The sequence below is a fragment of the Agrobacterium sp. 22-226-1 genome, from assembly GCF_053522345.1.
Genome location: NZ_JBNWCP010000001.1, coordinates 405,421 through 423,504, shown reverse-complemented (window position 1 = coordinate 423,504; position 18,084 = coordinate 405,421). Strand labels below are relative to the sequence as shown.

The window sequence follows — 18,084 nt, the reverse complement described above, 5'->3', positions numbered from 1 at the left end:
CTCATTCTCAACGGCGCGGAATTCGCCTATGCTGATATTCGGGAATTCTTGCATGGGGAGGATGCGTGCTTCCTGGGTGGATCATATTCGGTTCGGCCTTCGCTTATGTCCTGCTGCTGTTTGCGGTTGCAAGCTATGGGGACAGGAAGAGCCGCAAAAGAAACGCTCCGAACAAGGGGCGTCCGTTCGTCTATGCGCTCAGCCTGGCGATCTATTGCACCTCCTGGACCTATTTCGGCGGCGTGGGGCTTGCGGCAGACAGGGGGCTGGAATTTCTCGGCATCTATACCGGCCCGATCCTTGCCTTCACCATCGGCATGCCGATCATCCGCCGCATCGTCGAACTGGCGAAAACGGAAAAGCTGACTTCCGTTGCGGATTTCATTGCCGCCCGTTACGGCAAGAACTCCACCGTGGCGATGATCGTCGCCATCATCGCGCTCGTCGGCGCCATTCCCTATATCGCTCTGCAGCTGAAAGCCGTTTCCAGCTCGGTGGCGACGATGGTCGATCCCGGCGATTACGGCATTGGCAGCGGCAATCTTTATTTCCTCGATCTGCCGCTGGTCGTCACCATCGTCATGGCGGGGTTTGCCGTCATGTTCGGCACCCGGCACACCGATGCCACCGAACATCAGGACGGGCTCATTCTGGCGATCTCGATGGAATCGCTGGTCAAGCTCGTCGCCATGTGCACCGTCGGCTTTTATGTGCTCTTCGTGCTCTTCGACGGTCCCGTGCACCTATGGCAGCTCGCCTCCGATAACGAACAGGCCATGCGGGCCATATCCTATCACACGCCCGTCAGCCGGTGGATCGTGATGACCCTGCTTTCCGGCTTCGCCATCATCCTGCTGCCGCGCCAGTTCCACGTCACCGTGGTTGAAAACCGCACGCCACAAGAGCTGCGCATGGCTGGGTTCCTGCTGCCGCTTTATCTCATCGCGATCAACATCTTCGTGCTGCCGATTGCTCTGGCCGGCATCCTGACGCTCGGCGCCAATGGCGATGCCGATCTCTACGTGCTGCAATTGCCGCTCAATCATCAGATGCCGGTCGTGTCGCTGATCACCTTCATCGGCGGATTTTCGGCGGCGACCGCGATGGTGATCGTCGCTTCGGTGGCGCTATCGATCATGATTTCCAACGACATCGTCATGCCGATCTTCCTGCGGCAGAAGCTGCTGAACCGTTCTCCGCACCGGGACGACTTCGCCAAGACGCTGCTCAACATCCGCAGGACGGCAATCTTTGCGGTTCTGCTTCTGGGCTATGGCTATTATCGCGCCGCCGACAGCGCCACGGGCCTCGCCTCCATCGGCCTTCTCGCATTCGCCGCCATTGCGCAGATGGCCCCTGCCTTGTTCGGCGGGCTGTTCTGGCGGCGCGCCAATGCGCGCGGCGCAATCGCCGGCTTAAGTTCCGGCTTTTTCGTCTGGGCCTATCTGCTGTTCCTGCCGAGCTTCGGCGGGCCGGATAATTCCGAGGTCGCGGCGAATATTCTCGGCTTCCTGTTTTCCGGCAGCACGGTGTTCAACGGGCCTGAAGCCGATCCATTCGTGAATGCCGTCATTCTCAGCCTGCTCGTCAACAGCCTTGCCTTCGTGCTCGGCTCGCTTTCGCGTAATCCGAGGCCGGTGGAGCGCATCCAGTCCGGCATCTTCGTCAAACGCCATTCGAAATCGCAATTTGCCACGCGCGGCTGGAAAACCCGTGTCAGCGTCGGCGACCTCAAAAGCGCGGTGGCGCGCTATCTCGGCGAGGAGCGCATGCTGCGGTCACTCGCGACCTATGAAAAGACAGCGGGCAGGAAGCTCAACGACGACCAGCCGGCGGACATGGCGCTGATCCATTTCTCCGAACAGTTGCTGGGCAGCGCCATCGGCTCTTCCTCCGCCCGTCTGGTGCTTTCGATCATTCTTCAGAAGGCGGAAGACACCAGCGCGGACACGGCATGGCTACTCGACCAGGCGAGCGAGGCCCTGCAATATAATCAGGACATGCTGCAGACCGCGCTCGCCCAGATGGACCAGGGCATTGCGGTTTTTGACAGTTCGCAGCAGCTCACCATCTGGAACCGGCGCTTCCGCACGCTGCTGGATTTGCCCGAGCAATTCGGGCAGGTCGGCGTACCGCTGACGGATATCGTTTCGATGCTGCAGGAACGCGGCGACATGCCTGATGGCGACACGAACGAGCTGATTACCAGCTTCCTGACCATGGACCTGCCCTTCTCGCTGGTGCTGGCGGGCGGCGAGCGCATCATCGAAGTGCGCTCCAACACCATGCCGGACAAGGGCATCGTCGCCACCTTCACCGATATCACCCAGCGTGTTGCGAGCGATCAGGCGCTGAAACAGGCAAACGAGACGCTGGAGCAGCGCGTGGCGGAGCGAACCGTGGAGCTTACCCGCGTCAACCGGGAACTGGCGGAAGCGAGGGCATCCGCCGACGAGGCGAATATCGGCAAGACACGGTTTTTCGCCGCCGCCGGCCACGATATTCTCCAGCCGCTGAATGCCGCCCGCCTCTATTCCTCTTCGCTGGTCGAACGGCTTGGCGCATCGGGAGAAAGCGATCTCGTCCACAATATCGATTCGGCGCTGGAATCGGTCGAAACCATTCTCGGCGCGGTTCTCGATATTTCCCGTCTCGACACCGGCTCGATGAAGGCGCGCATGACATCCGTGCCGCTGAATGAGCTGCTGAAACGCATCGAAACCGATTTCGCGCCGATGGCGCAGGAAAAGAACCTCGACCTCGTGGTCATGCCAACCTCACTCACGGTCCGCTCCGACCCCAATCTCCTGCGGCGTCTGATACAGAATCTCGTTTCCAACGCCATCAAATACACCTTGAAGGGCAAGGTGGTCGTCGGTGCGCGCCGTCGGGGCGGCGAAGTGGTCATTCAGGTGACGGATTCCGGTATCGGCATTCCCTCATCCAAGTTTCGCACCGTCTTCAAGGAATTCGCCCGATTGGACGAGGGTGCAAGAACGGCATCCGGCCTCGGGCTCGGTCTTTCCATCGTCGACCGGCTGTCGCGCATGCTGCACCATCCGGTCCAGCTGATTTCCACCCCCGGAAAAGGCACGACCTTCCGCATCCACCTGCCGCGCGAGGCGGATCGCATCGTACCGGCCAAAGCCGATGGCGGGACAATCAGTCCCGCAGCCAGCGACCGCCTTCAGGGCGTCCGGGTCCTGTGCATCGACAACGAGCCGAAAATCCTCGAGGGCATGACGCTGCTCTTGACGGGATGGGGCTGTGAGGTTTTACCCGCAGGTTCCGTGGCGACGCTTGAGGAGCCCTTCCTCACTTTGGCCGCAGCCCCCGACGTCATCGTCGCCGATTACCATCTGGACGATGGCGACGGCATCAGTGCCATCCGCCTCATCAGGACATTTTACGGCAAGACGATCCCTGCCCTGCTGGTGACGGCGGATCGCAGCCCGGAAGTGCGCAGCGATGCCGAAAAATACGGGATTTCGGTTCAGCACAAACCGGTCAAACCGGCGGCGCTGCGGGCCTATATCAACCAGATATCCGGTACTGTGCGGGCAGCGGCCGAATAAAAACTCCCGGACCTTGCGATCCGGGAGCGGTTTTGACCTTCAAAAACAGACCTATCAGGCCGCCTGGTTGTAGCGATCCCTGCCGGCTGCCGAACCCTGTTCCATCTGGAACCGCTGCACCAGATCGAGCAGCGCTTCCACCTCGCCTGACAGTACCCGGCTGGCCGCGCTCGACTGTTCGGCAAGCGCCGCATTCTGCTGCGTCATCTGGTCCATCTGGTTGACGGAGCTGTTGACGTTGTGAAGAGCGGAGGACTGGTCCTGCGTCGCCGTCGCAATGGTTTCGACATGCTGGCTGACGGTAACGATCTGCTGGCTGATGGCGGAAAGAACCGTGCCCGCCTCCTGCACCAGCTTCGAACCGGAGCTGACCTCATGCGTCGACTGGTTGATGAGCTGCTTGATCTCGCGGGCCGCGTCTGCGGAGCGCTGGGCAAGCTCGCGCACTTCCTGCGCCACAACGGCAAAACCCTTGCCCGCCTCACCCGCACGCGCCGCCTCGATGCCCGCATTCAGGGCGAGGAGGTTGGTCTGGAAGGCGATGTCGTCGATGACCTCGATGATCTGTTCGATCTTGCGCGACGCGTCTTCGATGCGGCCCATGGCGTCGACGGCGTTGCTGACGACCGAACCGGAACTGTCGGCGCTCTGCTTGGTGATGCGCACGGCCTCATTGGCCTCCCGTGCCCGCTCGGCCGACGATCTGACGGTAACCGTGATTTCATCTACGGCGGCGGCGGTTTCTTCCAGCGAGGCGGCCTGATTTTCGGTACGCTTCGACAGATCGACCGACGATTGCTCGATTTCAAAGCCGCTATGCTGGATGATGAGCGTGCGCTCGCGGATCTGCCCCAGCGCATCGCGCAGATTGAGAAGGGATTCGTTGAAATCCGTGCGCAGGCGGTCGAGACGACCGGCGAAAGGCGTCTCGATCGTGCGGCTCAGATCGCCACGCGAGAGTCTGCCGAGGCCGGAAGCAATCTCGCTGACCGCAAATTCGATCTGGCCGTCGAGCTCCTGTTTCTCGGCGTCGTTGCGGTGACGTTCGGACTCGGCTGCGGAGCGTTCCTCGGCGCTTTTGCCCTCAATCGCCAGTTTCTCGATCGCATTCTCGCGGAAAATCACCAGCGCGCGGGCGATGTTGCCGAATTCATTGGTGTTGGTGGCGTAGGGGATCGGCGTGTCGAGATTGCCGTCCGAAAGGGACTTCACCGCATCGGTCAGCTTGCCAAGCGGCTGAAGCGTGCGCTTGATGACGAAATAGGCGAGCAGGCCGACGCCAAGCATGGCGAGCGCGCCGCAGATCAGCATCATGTCGCGCAGGCTGTATATCTGCGCATCGTAGACATCCATGGGAACGCCCACGAACAGAATGCCGACGGTTGCGCCGGTCTTGTTCGTAACCGGCATATAACCGGTCATATAGCTGGTGCCGAACAGCGTGGCGGTGCCAAAATAGGCCTCTCCCTTGGAAACTTTCGGGAAAGCGGGATGATCGGTAGCAAGCTTGGTGCCTGCTGCTCTTTCACCCTTTTCGTTCTTCAGATTGGTGGTCAGGCGAATGAACTCGCCGGCCTTGGCTTCAAAAACAGTAGAGATACCGCCGTTGCCGGCCGCCGTGCGATCGACGAGATCATTGTCACGCATCGTTCCGATGCTGGCGCGACCGACGCTCTTCAACTCGCCATCCACCATTTCGAGGGCAACGCCGCCGACCTTCATCTCATAGAGGATGGCCATGCCGCGCATTGCGCTGTGCGTATCACGCAGCGCGGTGGTGATGATGTTGTCCTTCAAGCGAATGTAGGTCGAAAAACCAACTGCCGCCACGCTGAGCGTGATCAGGCCGATCGTCAACGCGACGACCTTGCCGGCAACGGACTTAAAGAGCCGGTTGTGCATGAAACAGTTCCCCAAAGCCAAACTTATAAAAGTTCTAATAGGCAACTGTTAAAAAAACGCGAAGTGTCGATAGCGCCTTTTAGGGGGGCACAAGCCGGGGCGGCACCTACCGGCTTATGAGGGACGGGAAAACCCGTCCGCCGTCAGTGGATATAACCGAGCCGGATGGCCTTGGCGATCGCCTGGATGCGGTTGACGGAATCGAGCTTGATCGTCGCCGAACCGAGATAGGCGTTGACGGTGTGCACGGAAAGCCCGAGTTTGACCGCGATTTCTTCGCTGATACGGCCGTCCCCCGCCAGTTGCAGGCAGGCGATTTCCCTCTCGCTCAGCGCTTCCGAAGGCGCCGCCTTGCGCTCGTCCAGCGCCAGCATGTCCACCATGATTTCACAGCATTTGATGTGCTGTTCGATCACGACCTCATTGTCGAGAACGAGGTTGGTGCCGCAGAAGACGATATAACCGTTGCCGATGGTGCCGAGCCGCACCGGAAGCGCCAGCCCCGCATAGGGCAATGTGTCATTCTCGATGCGGCGCAGAAGTGCAGGCACGTCGGGAAGGTCGGCAAAGCCGCCGGCATTCTTGTTGCGCCAGATGACCGGCAGGAGCGATGTCTCGATATGATCGAGAAGAATATCGCCGACGGCGCGGATGAACTGCGCGCTCTGCTCTGCGGCATTCATGCCCCAGTTTTCCAGTTCGCAGGTCAGCTTCTTCTTGTTGGGGAAACCGGAAGCGGCAGCCTTCGTCACCACGAAATTTCGCGCGCCGACAAGCTTTTGCATGGCGACAAGCTTCGGAAAAAGATCCGACCGGCTCGTCACGACAGGACTGCGGTAAAACATGCCCGTTTGACCTGTACCCTCATTGTCTTTCGTCTGTACCATCCGTCCGACCATTATACGAGGTTGTTGCGCACGGCGTAGGCAATTGCCTCCGAGCGGGTTTTCGTCGCGGTTTTACGCATCACGCTTGTAATGTAATTATTGATCGTATTGCGTGAAATGCCAAGGATCATCGCAATTTCATCGCTTGTCTTGCCTTCCGCGATCCAGAACAGGCATTCGAGCTCGCGCTCTGTGAGATCGATATCGCGCACGGTCTTTGCTTCGCTGGCAATGCCGAAGCTGACGCAATAGCCCGTGAGCAGGGCGATTTCGCGCAGCCTTTCCGGCGAAGGCACCGCTTCTTCGGGAAACAGCAGCAGCAGCGAAAGCCGGATGCGGCCTACACAGAAAGACAGCGCCGAATATTGCCGGTCTATGCCGTAGGGAACCGAAACATCGTCGGGAAGGAAGAGCAGCCGCGGCTGCAGAAGCGAAAGGCATTTTTCCATTTCGCTCGATCTGTTCTGGCTGTTGGCCAGTTCAAGGCCAAGCCTGCGGACCAGATCGAAAGGCCAGTCGGAGGTGACGATGAATTTCAGTCCGGTTTCTTCGAGAAGATCATCCCGCGCCAGCAGATAATGCGAGGCGCCAGCGTAGGTTACGAGCAGATCCAGTGCGCCTGCAACGTTACCGGCAGCAGCCGTGGCTGCGACGTTTTTAGCAAGCTGATCGCGCGGCAAGGGCTTACCCATGCCCTCCATAGGCTTGGCAGACAGCCTGCGGATATCAACATCGACTTTCAATCGCCTACGCCCTCTTGCTCCCAGTGGGAGATTATACCTCGGGATGGAATCATTCCATTCGAGAAGCTTACCAAAATGGGACGGCAAGCCCCCGGAGACCGAATCATTTCATTTTATGGAACGGACTGGGATTTGCCATTACCTGACACCAGCCTTTCCACGTATTTCACTGTTCGTCTATTGCTAAAAAAACATACTGAAAAGCTGTTCAATCCATAAACGGCATTCTCAGCCAATTCCCAGCAAACTGTATCGTTGCTGAATTTTTTGTAAACACTGTCCTGAAACGAGATTGCCACGATGCGCCTGCCAAGGATAGCAAAAAGCCCAAAAACGGAAAAAAGGCCGGGTAAAACCGGCCTTTTCGATATTATGCTGCTTTTTCCACCGCCCATTTGCGCAGAATCTTGGCGGCTCTTTCCTCGCTGATTTCCACCATGCGGGAGAGCCTGCGTTCCGGCCCTTCGCGAACCCGGCGGTTGAATGTGCCCTCGCCATCGCCGCCCGCCAGAAGGTCGTCGGTGCTGTCGAAGCCGAAATCCGCCCCGAAACCTTCCATGAGACCGCCTGCGCCCGCATCCATGCCGGGAGAGAAATCCGGCAGTTCGAGACCGGCGGCCTCCTGGCTGAGCTGGCCTGCGGCGGCGCCGTTGCCAGTGACCGTGCGGACCAGAGGGCGTACACCGAGCCAGACAACGAGGAAGGCGACCGCGACAAAGGCAAGCGAGTTGATGATGCCGGCGGAGTTGCGGCTCAGCACTTCCATGATGCCTGGACCACTGGCAGCCTCGTCAAGCAGCTGTGTTTCGAGGAAGTCCATTGCAGTCAGCGTCACCATGTCGCCGCGGTCAGCCGAAATGCCAGCTGCGGAGGTGACGATCTTCTGCATTTCCGCAAGATAGGCGTCGATCTTGGCCTGATCGGCAGGTTCGCCGACCATTTTCGCGATGCGTCCCTTGTTGACGACGACGGCAACCGAGAGCTTCTCGACCGTGTAGCCGTTCTTGACCGTGGCGACCGTCTTGGAATTGATCTCGTAGTTGGTCTGCTCTTCCTTCTTCGCCGACTGGTCGGAGGACTGCGGACCACCGCCGCCACCCTGCGGTGCTGCCTGCGGCACGTTCTGTTCGACGGTCGCGGCGGTATCGGGCTGGGTTTCCTGCGACTTCTGGTCTTCTTTCACCGTGCGCACGGAGCGCTCGACGCGCGATTCCGGATCGTAGACGGTTTCCTGGATCTGGCGGCTGTCGGTATTCAGCTGCGCCGTCACGCTGGAGCGGAAATTGTCCATGCCGAGGAAAGGCGCCAGCGCCTTGTCGATGTTGGTCGAGATTTCCTGCTGGACGTTCTGGGCCAGTGTCAGCGAGCGGTTCATCGCGGCATTGGTGACATCGTCACCCGAAGCAAGAAGCTGGCCGGTCGAATCGAGCAGGGTCACATCATCGACTTCAAGGCCGGGAACAGCCGAGGCGACGAGGTGACGGATGGAAGCCGATGCCTTGCGCCCTGCGGTGGCGCTGGCGCGGATCATGACTGATGCGGTGGGCTTCTGTTCGCCACGGCGGAAATTGCCGACGTCAGGCATGACGATATGGACGCGTGCGGCCGCAATGCCGTCAATTTGCTGGATGGAGCGGCCGATCTCGCCCTCAAGAGCGCGAACGCGCGTCACTTCCTGCATGAAGGAGGTCAGGCCGAGAGAGCCGACATTGTCGAAAAGCTCATAACCGGCATTGGCGCTGTCGGGCAGGCCGCGCTCGGCCAGAAGCAGCCTTGCCTTGCTGGTGAGGCCGACGGGAACCTGAAGGCTGGAACCATCAGTCCCCACCTGAAAGTCCAGACCCGATTCGGCGAGCGCAATGCTGATCTTGTTAAGGTCGCTTTTTTCAAGCCCCACATAGAGGGTCTCGTAAGCGGGACGGTTCACGTAAAGAGCTGCAGCAAGGATGATGGCCATGGACACAACGCCCACGCCGCCCAGCATCAGCAGCCGCGTCTGCCCCAGCGCCGCGACATTCTTCAAGACCTGAGGGATTTGATTTAACAGATTCATTCTGTTCCGCACCGTCATTCATAGAGTCCGAGACCTTTTGGCCCCGTCGTGACAATAGGGTGCGAAGCTTGCGCGAGCGTTGCCTTTCTCCGCATTCAGCAAGGAAAGGAACGTCGGCGGGAATATGGTCTAGAACAGGTCGAAGTCGCCGGAAGCCTTGTCGAGCGGCTGGGAATGGCCATGGCGGAAGGCCGCGCCGAGCGCCTTCTGCATTTCGGCCAGCTTGACCAGGCTGAGGGCGGTGGAAACATCCACGATCCAGTTTCCGGGGATGGAGCCGGTGATGGTATCGATGAATTCCGCAAGGCCGCGGGTTTTCTGGACGGCAAGATCGATGCCCTGCAGCAGCTTGACGCCTTCGCTGGACAATTGACCGCTGGTCACTTCAAGCAATTGCGGCTCGATGCGCTCGATGAGATAGGCGACGTCGTGCAGTTCCGATACCACGCGCATCAGAACGTCCGGCAGGGCTTCTTCGAACGGAGTGGCGGCGGTGTGCTCTGCAAGCTGCATTGGAAACTCCGTGACTAGAAAAATTCGATGTCGTTGGCGACTGGCTTGGGGGCCGGCACCGGACGCGTTTCCATGGCAACCGTCTTCTGGGTTTCCGCGCCGCTCAGCGGATGCTGACGTGCACGCCCGGAGACCGGCCAGAATTCGATCTTTCGGCCGTGGTCCCCGCCCGTGGAGGAGCTTAAGACCGGAATACCTTCATCCTTCAGAAACTGCATGGCGAAGATGGCATTCTGCTCGCCGACGTTTGAGAAGCTGGCAATCGTCTTGGCGCCGCCGAAAACCTTGGCTTCCAGCCGGTCGCGCCTTGCCCCCTGCTTCAGGAGGCCGTTGATCAGGAGCTCCATGAGATGCACGCCGTAACGCGTGGCATCTCCGCCGGTCACATTTCCCGTTCCCGGCAGCAGGAAGTGATTCATGCCCCCTAAGCCGGCAACGGGGTCTCTCAGACAGGCGGCCACGCACGAACCGAGTATCGTCGTCAGCACCACATCGGGATCGCTGACGACCTTATACTCGCCCTGAATGATATGTACGCGCTTGGCCGCAGCTTCAATCATTTCAGCGATCCGAAAACCGCCTCGATGGCAGCGCGCATCTTGTCGATCGTGAAGGGCTTGGCCAGCACGTTGTTGGCGCCGAGCTGGGCTGCCTTCTGCACCAGCGCGCGGTCGCCCTGCGCGGTGAGGATGATGAAGGCGGCCTTCTTGGTGGTCGGGTTGGCCCTGACGGCATGCAGGAAACCGAGACCGTCCATCTTCGGCATGTTGAAATCGGAAATGACGAGATGATGGGGCTGCTGCTCCATGATCTTCATTCCCTGCTCGCCGTCACCGGCGGCGGTGATCTGCTTGAAGCCGAGCTGTGTCAGCGCATCGCTGAGGAGCAGCCGGCTGGTCACCTGATCGTCGACGATCAGAACTTTGATCTTTTCTGCGAGAGACATTAGTCAGCACCTTCTTTGCGGGCAGTGGTTAGTTTCAGGATTTCTTCGCCGATGGAGGCCAGCGGGAGTTGCTGTTCCACGGCGCCAAGTTCATAGGCCACGCGGGGCATGCCGTAGACGACACATGTTTTTTCGTTCTGGCCGACGGTGCGCGCGCCGGCATGACGCATCTTCAACAGCCCGGCTGCGCCATCGCGGCCCATGCCGGTGAGAATGACGCCGACGGCGTTACGGCCGGCAAGTTCAGCCACCGAATCGAACAGCACATCGACGGAGGGTCGGTGGCCGTTGACGGGATCACGCTCGACAAGCCGGCAGCAGGGTGCGGACCGGTTGGCGATCTGCAAATGGCGCTCGCCGCCCGGCGCGAGATAAATCTTGCCGGTTTGCAGACGCGCACCGTCTGTCGCTTCTTCCACCACGGGGGCGCAGATGCGGTTCAGCCGTTCGGCAAAACTCTTGGTGAAGGTCGGCGGCATGTGCTGGGTGATGACGGTCGGCGGGCAATTGGCCGGGAATTTCTGCAGCACGGCGATCAGCGCTTCGACACCGCCCGTGGAGGAACCGATGGCCACGACCTTGCGCCCAGCCCGATATTCACTGACCGGGACCGGCTGTGGCGCGGCAGCGGCTTCCGGGCGTGCCGCACGATAGGCGGCGTGTTGCGAGCGGGCGGCGGCCTTCACCTTGTCGGCCAGATCGCCGAAGGGGCGCGCATCGCCCGGCGCCGGCTTGCCGACACAGTCGAAGGCGCCGATTTCAAGCGCGGCCAGCGAAGCATCCGCACCGCGATGGGTCAGCGACGAAACCATGATGACCGGCATGGGCCGCAGGCGCATGATCTTTTCGAGAAATTCGAGACCGTTCATTTCCGGCATCTCGATGTCGAGCGTCACGACATCGGGGTTGAGCTGCTTGATGGCGGCCCTCGCCTCCATGGCGTTGCCGGCCTGCCCGACGACCTCGACTTCCGGATCGGCCTTGAGGACAGCCGAAATCAGGCCGCGCATGGTGGGGCTATCATCGACGACGAGTACCCGTGCGAGTGCGCTCATGCCTTCCTCCCCGAAGCGTGGCCAGTGAAGCGGTAGGTGGTGATGCCCGTATTGTCGAACAGGTTCTTGGCGTCACCGGAGACGCGTTCGGAATGCCCGATATAAAGATGACCGCCTTCCGGCAGCAGCCCGGCAAAACGCGACCAGATGCGCATCTGCGTCGGCTCATCGAAATAGATGACGACGTTGCGGCAGAAGATCACGTCGAAATTGCCCTTGAAGGGCCATTGCGTCATCAGGTTCAGTTCGTTGAAGGTGATGAGACGCTTGACCTTGTCGTCGATACGGAACTTGCGGCGACCGCCGGCATCGACTTCCGTGAACCATTGCTTGCGCATGGCGGGAGACACGGTTTCCAGCGCATTGTCGTCATAGACCCCTGCCCGGGCCTGCGCCAAAATCTTGGGGTCGATATCCGTCGCCAGGATTTTGAAATCGTAATCCGCCGCATTCGGGAACATGGCGAGCACGGTAAGCGCGATGGAATAGGGCTCCTGCCCATCCGAACAGGCGGCCGACCAGATGCGGACACGCCCGCCGCTCTTCGCCCGGGCGATGAGGCCCGGCAGGACCTCGTCACGCAGATGCTCGAAATGGTGATTTTCGCGGAAGAAGCGGGTGAAATTCGTCGTCAGGTGCGACAGCATTTCGCGCCGTGCCTGCGCGCCATCCGGCGAGGACACCAATGCGCAATATTCGCGAAAACCCGACAGACCGAGATTGCGGATATGCTTCGAAAGGCGGGAATAGACCAGCGACGCCTTGGTGTCGTTGAGGTAGATGCCCGCATCGGCATAGATCATCGCCGCGATTTCCGACAGGTCACGTCTCGTCAGCGGGTATTCGCCGCTGGCAAGAACCTCATCGGGAGACTGGCGCTGGTCGCTGAAATTAAGTGCTGCCATGGATGATCCGCTTTCAACCCGTCGCCGCAAGCGACATTTCCTGCTTCAGGGGCTGTCCGCGCGAGGCGCTGACGATGGCATCGACATCCAGAATAAGCGCGACACGGCCGTCACCCAGAATAGTGGCGGCGGCGATGCCCTGAACATGGGTATAGTTGGCTTCCAACGACTTGATGACAACCTGGCGCTGGCCCTGGATCGCGTCGACCATCAGGGCGCGCTGGCCGCCGCCTTCCGATTCCACCAGAAGCGCGACACCTTCGACCGGATCGGCCTGGGTCGGGCGGAAGTTCAGCACGCGGCCGACATCGACCAGCGGGCAGAAGGAGTTGCGGATGGAGATCAGCCGCTGGTTCGCGCCGAAGGAATGAATGTTCTTCGCTTCCGGCTGCAGGGTCTCAACGATTGCCGTCAGCGGCACCACCAGCGTCTGGCCGGCAACGGTCACTACCATGCCGTCAAGAACGGCAAGCGTCAGCGGCAGGCTCATGGTGAAGGTTGAGCCATGGCCGGGGCGCGAGGAGATGCTGATGCGGCCGCCAAGCGCCTGAATGGAGCGCTTGACCACATCCATGCCGACGCCGCGGCCGGAAATGTCAGAAATCTTGTCGGCGGTGGAAAAGCCCGGCGCGAAGATCAGATTGTCGATCTCCTCATCGGTCAGGTTCGCATCGGCGGCGATGAGATCGTTGTCGATTGCCTTCTGGCGAACGCGCTCGCGGTTGATGCCGGCGCCATCGTCCTGAAGCTCGATCAGGATGCGGCCCGAACGGTGCTTGGCCGAAAGCTTGATGGTACCTTCCGGGTTCTTGCCCGCCGCTTCGCGTTTTTCCGGTGTTTCGATGCCGTGGTCGACGGCATTGCGGATCATATGCGTGAGCGGCTCGGCCAGCTTGTCGATGACCGTCTTGTCGACTTCCGTGTTCTCACCTTCGGTGACGAGGCGGATTTGCTTGCCGATCATGTCGGCGACTTCACGGACGATACGCGACATGCGCTGGAAGACCGGCTTCACCGGCTGCGCTCGGATCGCCATGACGCTGTCCTGAATTTCGCGCGTCAGCTGCTGCAGCTCGTCGAGGCCCATATTGACGGCGGAGGTGCCGCTCGCATCGTTTTCGATGACGCTCTGCGACAGCATCGCCTGATTGATGACGAGTTCGCCGACGAGGTTGATCAGGCGGTCGACGCGGTCGAGGTCGACGCGGATGGTCTGGCCGGCGCTGGCATTGGCCGCTGCATTGGCGTTCGCCTGGGCTGCGGCGGGTGCTGCTGCCGCCTCACGCTTTTCGATGGCGGCATTGACGCTCTGGGCGATCTGCGTCGTCGCGACGGCCGTTTCGACGGCTGCGGCAACGTAGGACGCTTCAGGCGTGGCGATTTCAACAGCGGGCTGCTCTTCCGGTCCGCTATCGAGGGCCGAAAGATCGAACGGCACCGGGATCATCGGAAGCTCTTCCGCATCGTCTGCGGCATCCGAAACAACCGGCACGATTTCCAGATCGCAATCCCATTCGGCGAATTCGAAGACGCTGCGGATGCCCTCTTCACCCTTGTCGGTCGCAATCGAAACCGTCCAGGAAAGATAAGATGCTTCAGGATCGAGCTTGTCGAGCGAAGGCAGCTCCGACATGTCGCAATTGATGCTCATATCGCCGATGCGCGAAAGATCGCGCAGGAGAAGTGCCGCTTCGTTGCCCTTCGAATAAAGCGACGCATGCGGCTTGAAGGTGATCTGAAAGGACGGCGCTTCCATCAGCGGCGTGGTTTCGTCGGCAAAGTCCGTGAAGGAGAACGGGATCGGCTCGAAGCCGCTCTCATCCGTCGGCTTGGGTGCGACGGGTTGCGGCGCCTTGACGGCAGCCGGCGCTGCCACGGGCGCGGAAACCTGTATGGTTTCGCCGTTTGCCAGCGCTTCCAGTTCCTTGACGAGGCCGCGCGTGCGGCTTTCATCGACGCTGCCACCGTCTCTTGCCGCATTGGTCAGGTCCGCCAGCACGTCGGCGGAGCGCAGCATGACTTTCAGAACATCCTGTGTCGGCTCCAGCTTGTTGGAGCGGACGCAGTCGAGGGTCGTTTCAAAAACGTGGGCGAAGGCCACGAGATCATCGAGACCGAAGGCACCCGCCCCGCCCTTGATGGAATGAACGGCACGGAAAACGGCGTTGACGGTTTCCGGATCGCGGTCGCCGTCATTCAATTTAAGAAGCCCCGATTCCAGTTCCGCGAGCTGCTCCTCGCATTCCTGGAAAAAGATTTCCTTGATTTCGTTCATATCCATCGTGAAATGTCCCGTATCAGGCGGTTACGCGTTCAATGGCATCGATGAGTTTCGCAGGGTCGAACGGCTTGACGATCCAGCCCGTCGCACCGGCCTGACGGGCGCGGTTCTTCTTCTCTGCGTCGCTTTCGGTCGTCAGGACGAGGATCGGGATCGCACGATACTTTTCGTTGCGCCGTACACCCTCGATGAAGCCGAAACCATCGAGACGGGGCATGTTGATGTCCGTCACGATAACATCGGGGTTGCTCTGCTCGAGCACTTCGAGGCCCTCGATGCCGTCTTCAGCCTGAATGGTTTCGAAACCGGCATTGTTGAGCGTGACCAGGAGCATGTTCCTGATCGTCCGGGAATCATCCACGGTAAGAACTTTTTTCTTCACTTTTGCATCTCCTTGGGGAGCAAATGGTCAATATCGACGCCTATCAGTTTCATCGTCTTGTCGAATGCATCGGACACCCTTGCAAAACCGAACCGCTTGCCATCCTCTTCCCAGGATTTCGCGCCGGCCATGAGGACCTGGGCGCAAAGCGCACCGATACGCTCCACCTCGGACGCATCTACCGACAAAGGTGCTCCCCTCAGCGTCATCAGCTTGCCGTGCAGGGCCGATGCTTCGTTGAGATCCAGCACCGGTGACAGTTTCAGCGTCGCCTCAGCTGCTTTTCTGGCTGCCATTACATGACTCCCTGACGTCTGAATTGTTGGTAATCCTGGCCGTAATCCGTGCGATTATCCGCACGGGCCATAAATGAAGTGTCCTGTCGGTCCGCACCGGACGCCGCTTTCGCCTGCACCTGACGGGCAATGCGGAATTCGCGGATGGTGCGGCCTAGTTCCAGAATAACGGTATGAAGCGCGTCGGCCTCGGAAGCGCTCGCGCTGATATCGACGGCGTTCCGGCCGGCCTGCCTTTGCTGCTCGCCGATATCGGCGGCAACCGATTGCAGTTCGCCGGCCTGCTCGGCCGTATGCCGGGAGACTTCCGCGATCATGTCGTTGATGCCCGAGACCTGCCGGACGACGCCGCCGATTGCGTCCTGCGTGCGGTTGACCATGCGCACACCGCCCTCGACCTGCGTCTTGGTGGTGCCGACAAGGCTCTTGATTTCCCTTGCAGCGTCGGCGGAACGCTGGGCGAGCGCCCGGACCTCCTGTGCGACGACAGCGAACCCACGTCCGCTTTCACCAGCACGTGCCGCCTCGATGCCGGCATTGAGGGCGAGAAGGTTGGTCTGAAAAGCGATCTCGTCAATCGTGCCGATGATCCTGCCGATCTGTTCGGCGGATTGTTCGATGTCCGACATGGCGTCAATCGCCTCGCCGATCGCCTTGCCGCTTTCGACCGCCGCCTCGCGGGCGCGGGAAACAGCCGTTTCCGTGGCCGCTATGCGCGCGCCGTTTTCAGCGACGTTCCCGATCATCGTCTGGATGGCGCGGGAGGTTTCGGCCAGGGCTTCGGCCTGCTGGCGGGAGCGCTCGGCCATGGAGCGGCCCATATCGGCAAACCGCGCGCCGAGCGCCTCGGCCTCGCCAATGCTGTTTTGCGCCGCGATCAGCGATGCACCGATCGTTTCCAGAGCCGCATTGAAGGAAGCCGCAACATCGCGATAGGCTTCCGGCACTTCGCCGCCGATACGGGCCTGCAAATCGCCTGCGGCAAAGGCCGTCAGTGCCGTGCCCAGCAACTTCGCCGCTTCGGAACGGTCATTGTCGCGCTGTTCCGCCAGTTCGCGGCCATGGCGCAGGCGCAATTCGTTGAAGCGCAGCGAGACGGCGATTTCGGTATCGACCATCACCAGACGGACGACATTCTTGACGGCTTCCGCCAGTTCACGGGTTTTCTTGCGGTTGCCCGGAAGGATGGAGCGCGGCGCATGTTCGGCCACCAGCCCGCCGACAAGATGTTCCAGAACCACCGCGTGGCTGGCGATCTGCCAGCGTGGATCGAGCCCCATGCGGCTGGCATTGTCGGAAAGAACCTTTACCCGCTCGGCATAGAGCGCGTCAAAACGCGCATCGGTCAGAACGCTCCAGTGCGAGGATTGCAGATCGTGCAGGCGGTCGAGCTGGTTTTCGCTTTCGAAAGACGGAGAACAGTCCGGCATGGACTGAAAACGGGTCATCACGTCCCGCAGGCCGGCCTTGACGTAAGGCTCCAGCATGCTGCGATAGCTGCGCAGGAAATCGGATTGCGTCTCGTCGAGGCCGGCAAAACGCAACCGTCCCGCCAGGCTTCCGCCTGCCGATCTGCGCGCTTGATCTGATGGCAAATCCTGCCCCAACCGACGTCCCCAACAACATGACGGCCGGTAAAACCCGGCCAAATTGGCCAAGGTTCAGAACGCCAGCACCCTAAAGGGGATTTTTGAACGAACATACCCATCGCGAACGATGCGGCATCGACGCCTGCCAGACCTTCTTGAACCAAGAAACGAAAATACCGGATCGGCACCGGTACGGCAGTGCGGCGTCATGCCTGGAAGGGGAGAGAACCCCATTCCGCCGTGGAAATACCATCAATCTTTATGGTTAATTCCTTGCTTGAAAGTTAAGAAACACAGGCGTCGGCGTCAAACGGTAAAATTTGTAAAAGCTTTTAGCCAATGCCGCCCTCACTTTGCCGCAAACGGGCAAAAACGAAAAGGAATCGGACGGTGCGGGCGGTTTTTCCCGCATGCGCGCTGGACAAGCATGTCCGGCTTCCCCTAAAACAAATCAACAGGATATTCGCTCAACGGTGATGCTTTAAAGAGACCTTTACGATCAAGGAGATGCCAACTTGCCATGGATGGAGAAAGGCCGCAGTTCAAGGCGCCATCCGCAAGTGTTGATCGGCCTTGTGGTCGCGAGCCTGCTGGTCATGATCGGCTTTCAGGCGCCGGCCGGAGTCAAGCCCCTTTCCAAAACCAGCCGCCTCGAACGATTGCAGAGCGTCGATCCCGGCCGTTCCCTTTCTCTTCGCGAAAAGGATTGCGATAGCGGCAATGATTTCGGCTGCAGGACCGGCGATGCCGGCTCAGGCTTTCGCCTGGACGCGTTTGCCTCACCCGCCCCGAGCCTCAGGGATAATGCCGACGTCTCGCTCGTTGCTGTTGCCATCGTGCCACAAGCTTTCCGAGACTTTGCCAGCGTGGTTCCACGCGCGCCTCCGCATATTATGTATTAGTCATTCCGGCGGTCCTCATCATTCGGTTCATTGCGAACCTTGAGGGATCGGAGTC

Annotated in this window: 15 protein-coding genes; 2 read left to right on the top strand and 13 right to left on the bottom strand. The window is 60.2% G+C overall.

Annotated elements, in window-relative coordinates; genetic code table 11:
- The first annotated feature begins 65 nt into the window (after window positions 1–65).
- Complete coding sequence (locus ACQZ5K_RS02075; RefSeq protein WP_127756378.1) at window positions 66–3,575, top strand: PAS domain-containing hybrid sensor histidine kinase/response regulator; 3,510 nt, start codon at window positions 66–68, stop codon at window positions 3,573–3,575.
- 54 nt (window positions 3,576–3,629) lie between these two features.
- Here the strand turns inward: ACQZ5K_RS02075 and ACQZ5K_RS02070 are convergent, their stop codons facing one another.
- The 13 genes from ACQZ5K_RS02070 to ACQZ5K_RS02010 all read right to left on the bottom strand — a co-directional run bounded on the left by ACQZ5K_RS02070 (window position 3,630) and on the right by ACQZ5K_RS02010 (window position 17,145).
- Window positions 3,630–5,477: a methyl-accepting chemotaxis protein gene (locus ACQZ5K_RS02070; protein ID WP_448739511.1), complete on the bottom strand. Its 1,848-nt coding sequence runs from the start codon at window positions 5,475–5,477 to the stop codon at window positions 3,630–3,632.
- Between the two features lie 143 nt (window positions 5,478–5,620).
- Complete coding sequence (visR, locus tag ACQZ5K_RS02065) at window positions 5,621–6,322, bottom strand: transcriptional regulator VisR (RefSeq protein WP_003522758.1); 702 nt, start codon at window positions 6,320–6,322, stop codon at window positions 5,621–5,623.
- Between the two features lie 53 nt (window positions 6,323–6,375).
- A complete protein-coding gene (gene visN / locus ACQZ5K_RS02060; RefSeq protein WP_003522759.1) occupies window positions 6,376–7,107 on the bottom strand; it encodes a transcriptional regulator VisN in 732 nt (243 codons plus the stop codon).
- Between the two features lie 370 nt (window positions 7,108–7,477).
- Window positions 7,478–9,160 (bottom strand): flagellar basal-body MS-ring/collar protein FliF, encoded by a 1,683-nt coding sequence (gene fliF, locus ACQZ5K_RS02055; protein ID WP_448739510.1) that lies wholly within the window; start codon window positions 9,158–9,160, stop codon window positions 7,478–7,480.
- 129 nt (window positions 9,161–9,289) lie between these two features.
- Window positions 9,290–9,673 (bottom strand): chemotaxis protein CheT, encoded by a 384-nt coding sequence (gene cheT / locus ACQZ5K_RS02050; RefSeq protein ID WP_003522761.1) that lies wholly within the window; start codon window positions 9,671–9,673, stop codon window positions 9,290–9,292.
- Between the two features lie 14 nt (window positions 9,674–9,687).
- Window positions 9,688–10,233 carry a chemoreceptor glutamine deamidase CheD gene (gene cheD, locus ACQZ5K_RS02045; protein ID WP_003522762.1) on the bottom strand — a complete coding sequence of 182 codons (546 nt, stop codon included), beginning with the start codon at window positions 10,231–10,233 and terminating at the stop codon, window positions 9,688–9,690.
- On the bottom strand, window positions 10,230–10,619 hold the full coding sequence (gene cheY2, locus ACQZ5K_RS02040) for a chemotaxis response regulator CheY2 (protein ID WP_003503467.1): 390 nt from the start codon (window positions 10,617–10,619) through the stop codon (window positions 10,230–10,232). The genes cheD and cheY2 overlap by 4 nt, the downstream gene beginning before the upstream one ends.
- Window positions 10,619–11,674 (bottom strand): protein-glutamate O-methylesterase CheB, encoded by a 1,056-nt coding sequence (gene cheB / locus ACQZ5K_RS02035; RefSeq protein ID WP_003522763.1) that lies wholly within the window; start codon window positions 11,672–11,674, stop codon window positions 10,619–10,621. Before cheB ends, cheY2 begins: the two co-directional genes overlap by 1 nt.
- Window positions 11,671–12,579, bottom strand: a complete 909-nt coding sequence (gene cheR / locus ACQZ5K_RS02030; RefSeq protein ID WP_003522764.1) for a protein-glutamate O-methyltransferase CheR — start codon at window positions 12,577–12,579, stop codon at window positions 11,671–11,673. The genes cheB and cheR overlap by 4 nt, the downstream gene beginning before the upstream one ends.
- Before the next feature lie 13 nt (window positions 12,580–12,592).
- The gene (locus tag ACQZ5K_RS02025; protein ID WP_448739509.1) at window positions 12,593–14,860 is read right to left on the bottom strand and encodes a chemotaxis protein CheA; all 2,268 of its coding nucleotides are present in this window, start codon (window positions 14,858–14,860) and stop codon (window positions 12,593–12,595) included.
- A 16-nt stretch (window positions 14,861–14,876) separates the two neighbouring features.
- A complete protein-coding gene (cheY1, locus tag ACQZ5K_RS02020) occupies window positions 14,877–15,242 on the bottom strand; it encodes a chemotaxis response regulator CheY1 (RefSeq protein ID WP_003493773.1) in 366 nt (121 codons plus the stop codon).
- Window positions 15,239–15,538, bottom strand: coding sequence for an STAS domain-containing protein (locus ACQZ5K_RS02015; RefSeq protein WP_003522766.1), 300 nt, complete (start codon window positions 15,536–15,538; stop codon window positions 15,239–15,241). The genes cheY1 and ACQZ5K_RS02015 overlap by 4 nt, the downstream gene beginning before the upstream one ends.
- Window positions 15,538–17,145, bottom strand: a complete 1,608-nt coding sequence (locus ACQZ5K_RS02010) for a globin-coupled sensor protein (protein WP_448739508.1) — start codon at window positions 17,143–17,145, stop codon at window positions 15,538–15,540. Before ACQZ5K_RS02010 ends, ACQZ5K_RS02015 begins: the two co-directional genes overlap by 1 nt.
- A gap of 506 nt (window positions 17,146–17,651) precedes the next feature.
- Here ACQZ5K_RS02010 and ACQZ5K_RS02005 point away from each other — a divergent pair.
- Window positions 17,652–18,029, top strand: coding sequence for a hypothetical protein (locus ACQZ5K_RS02005; protein ID WP_142780088.1), 378 nt, complete (start codon window positions 17,652–17,654; stop codon window positions 18,027–18,029).
- Window positions 18,030–18,084: the final 55 nt, after the last annotated feature.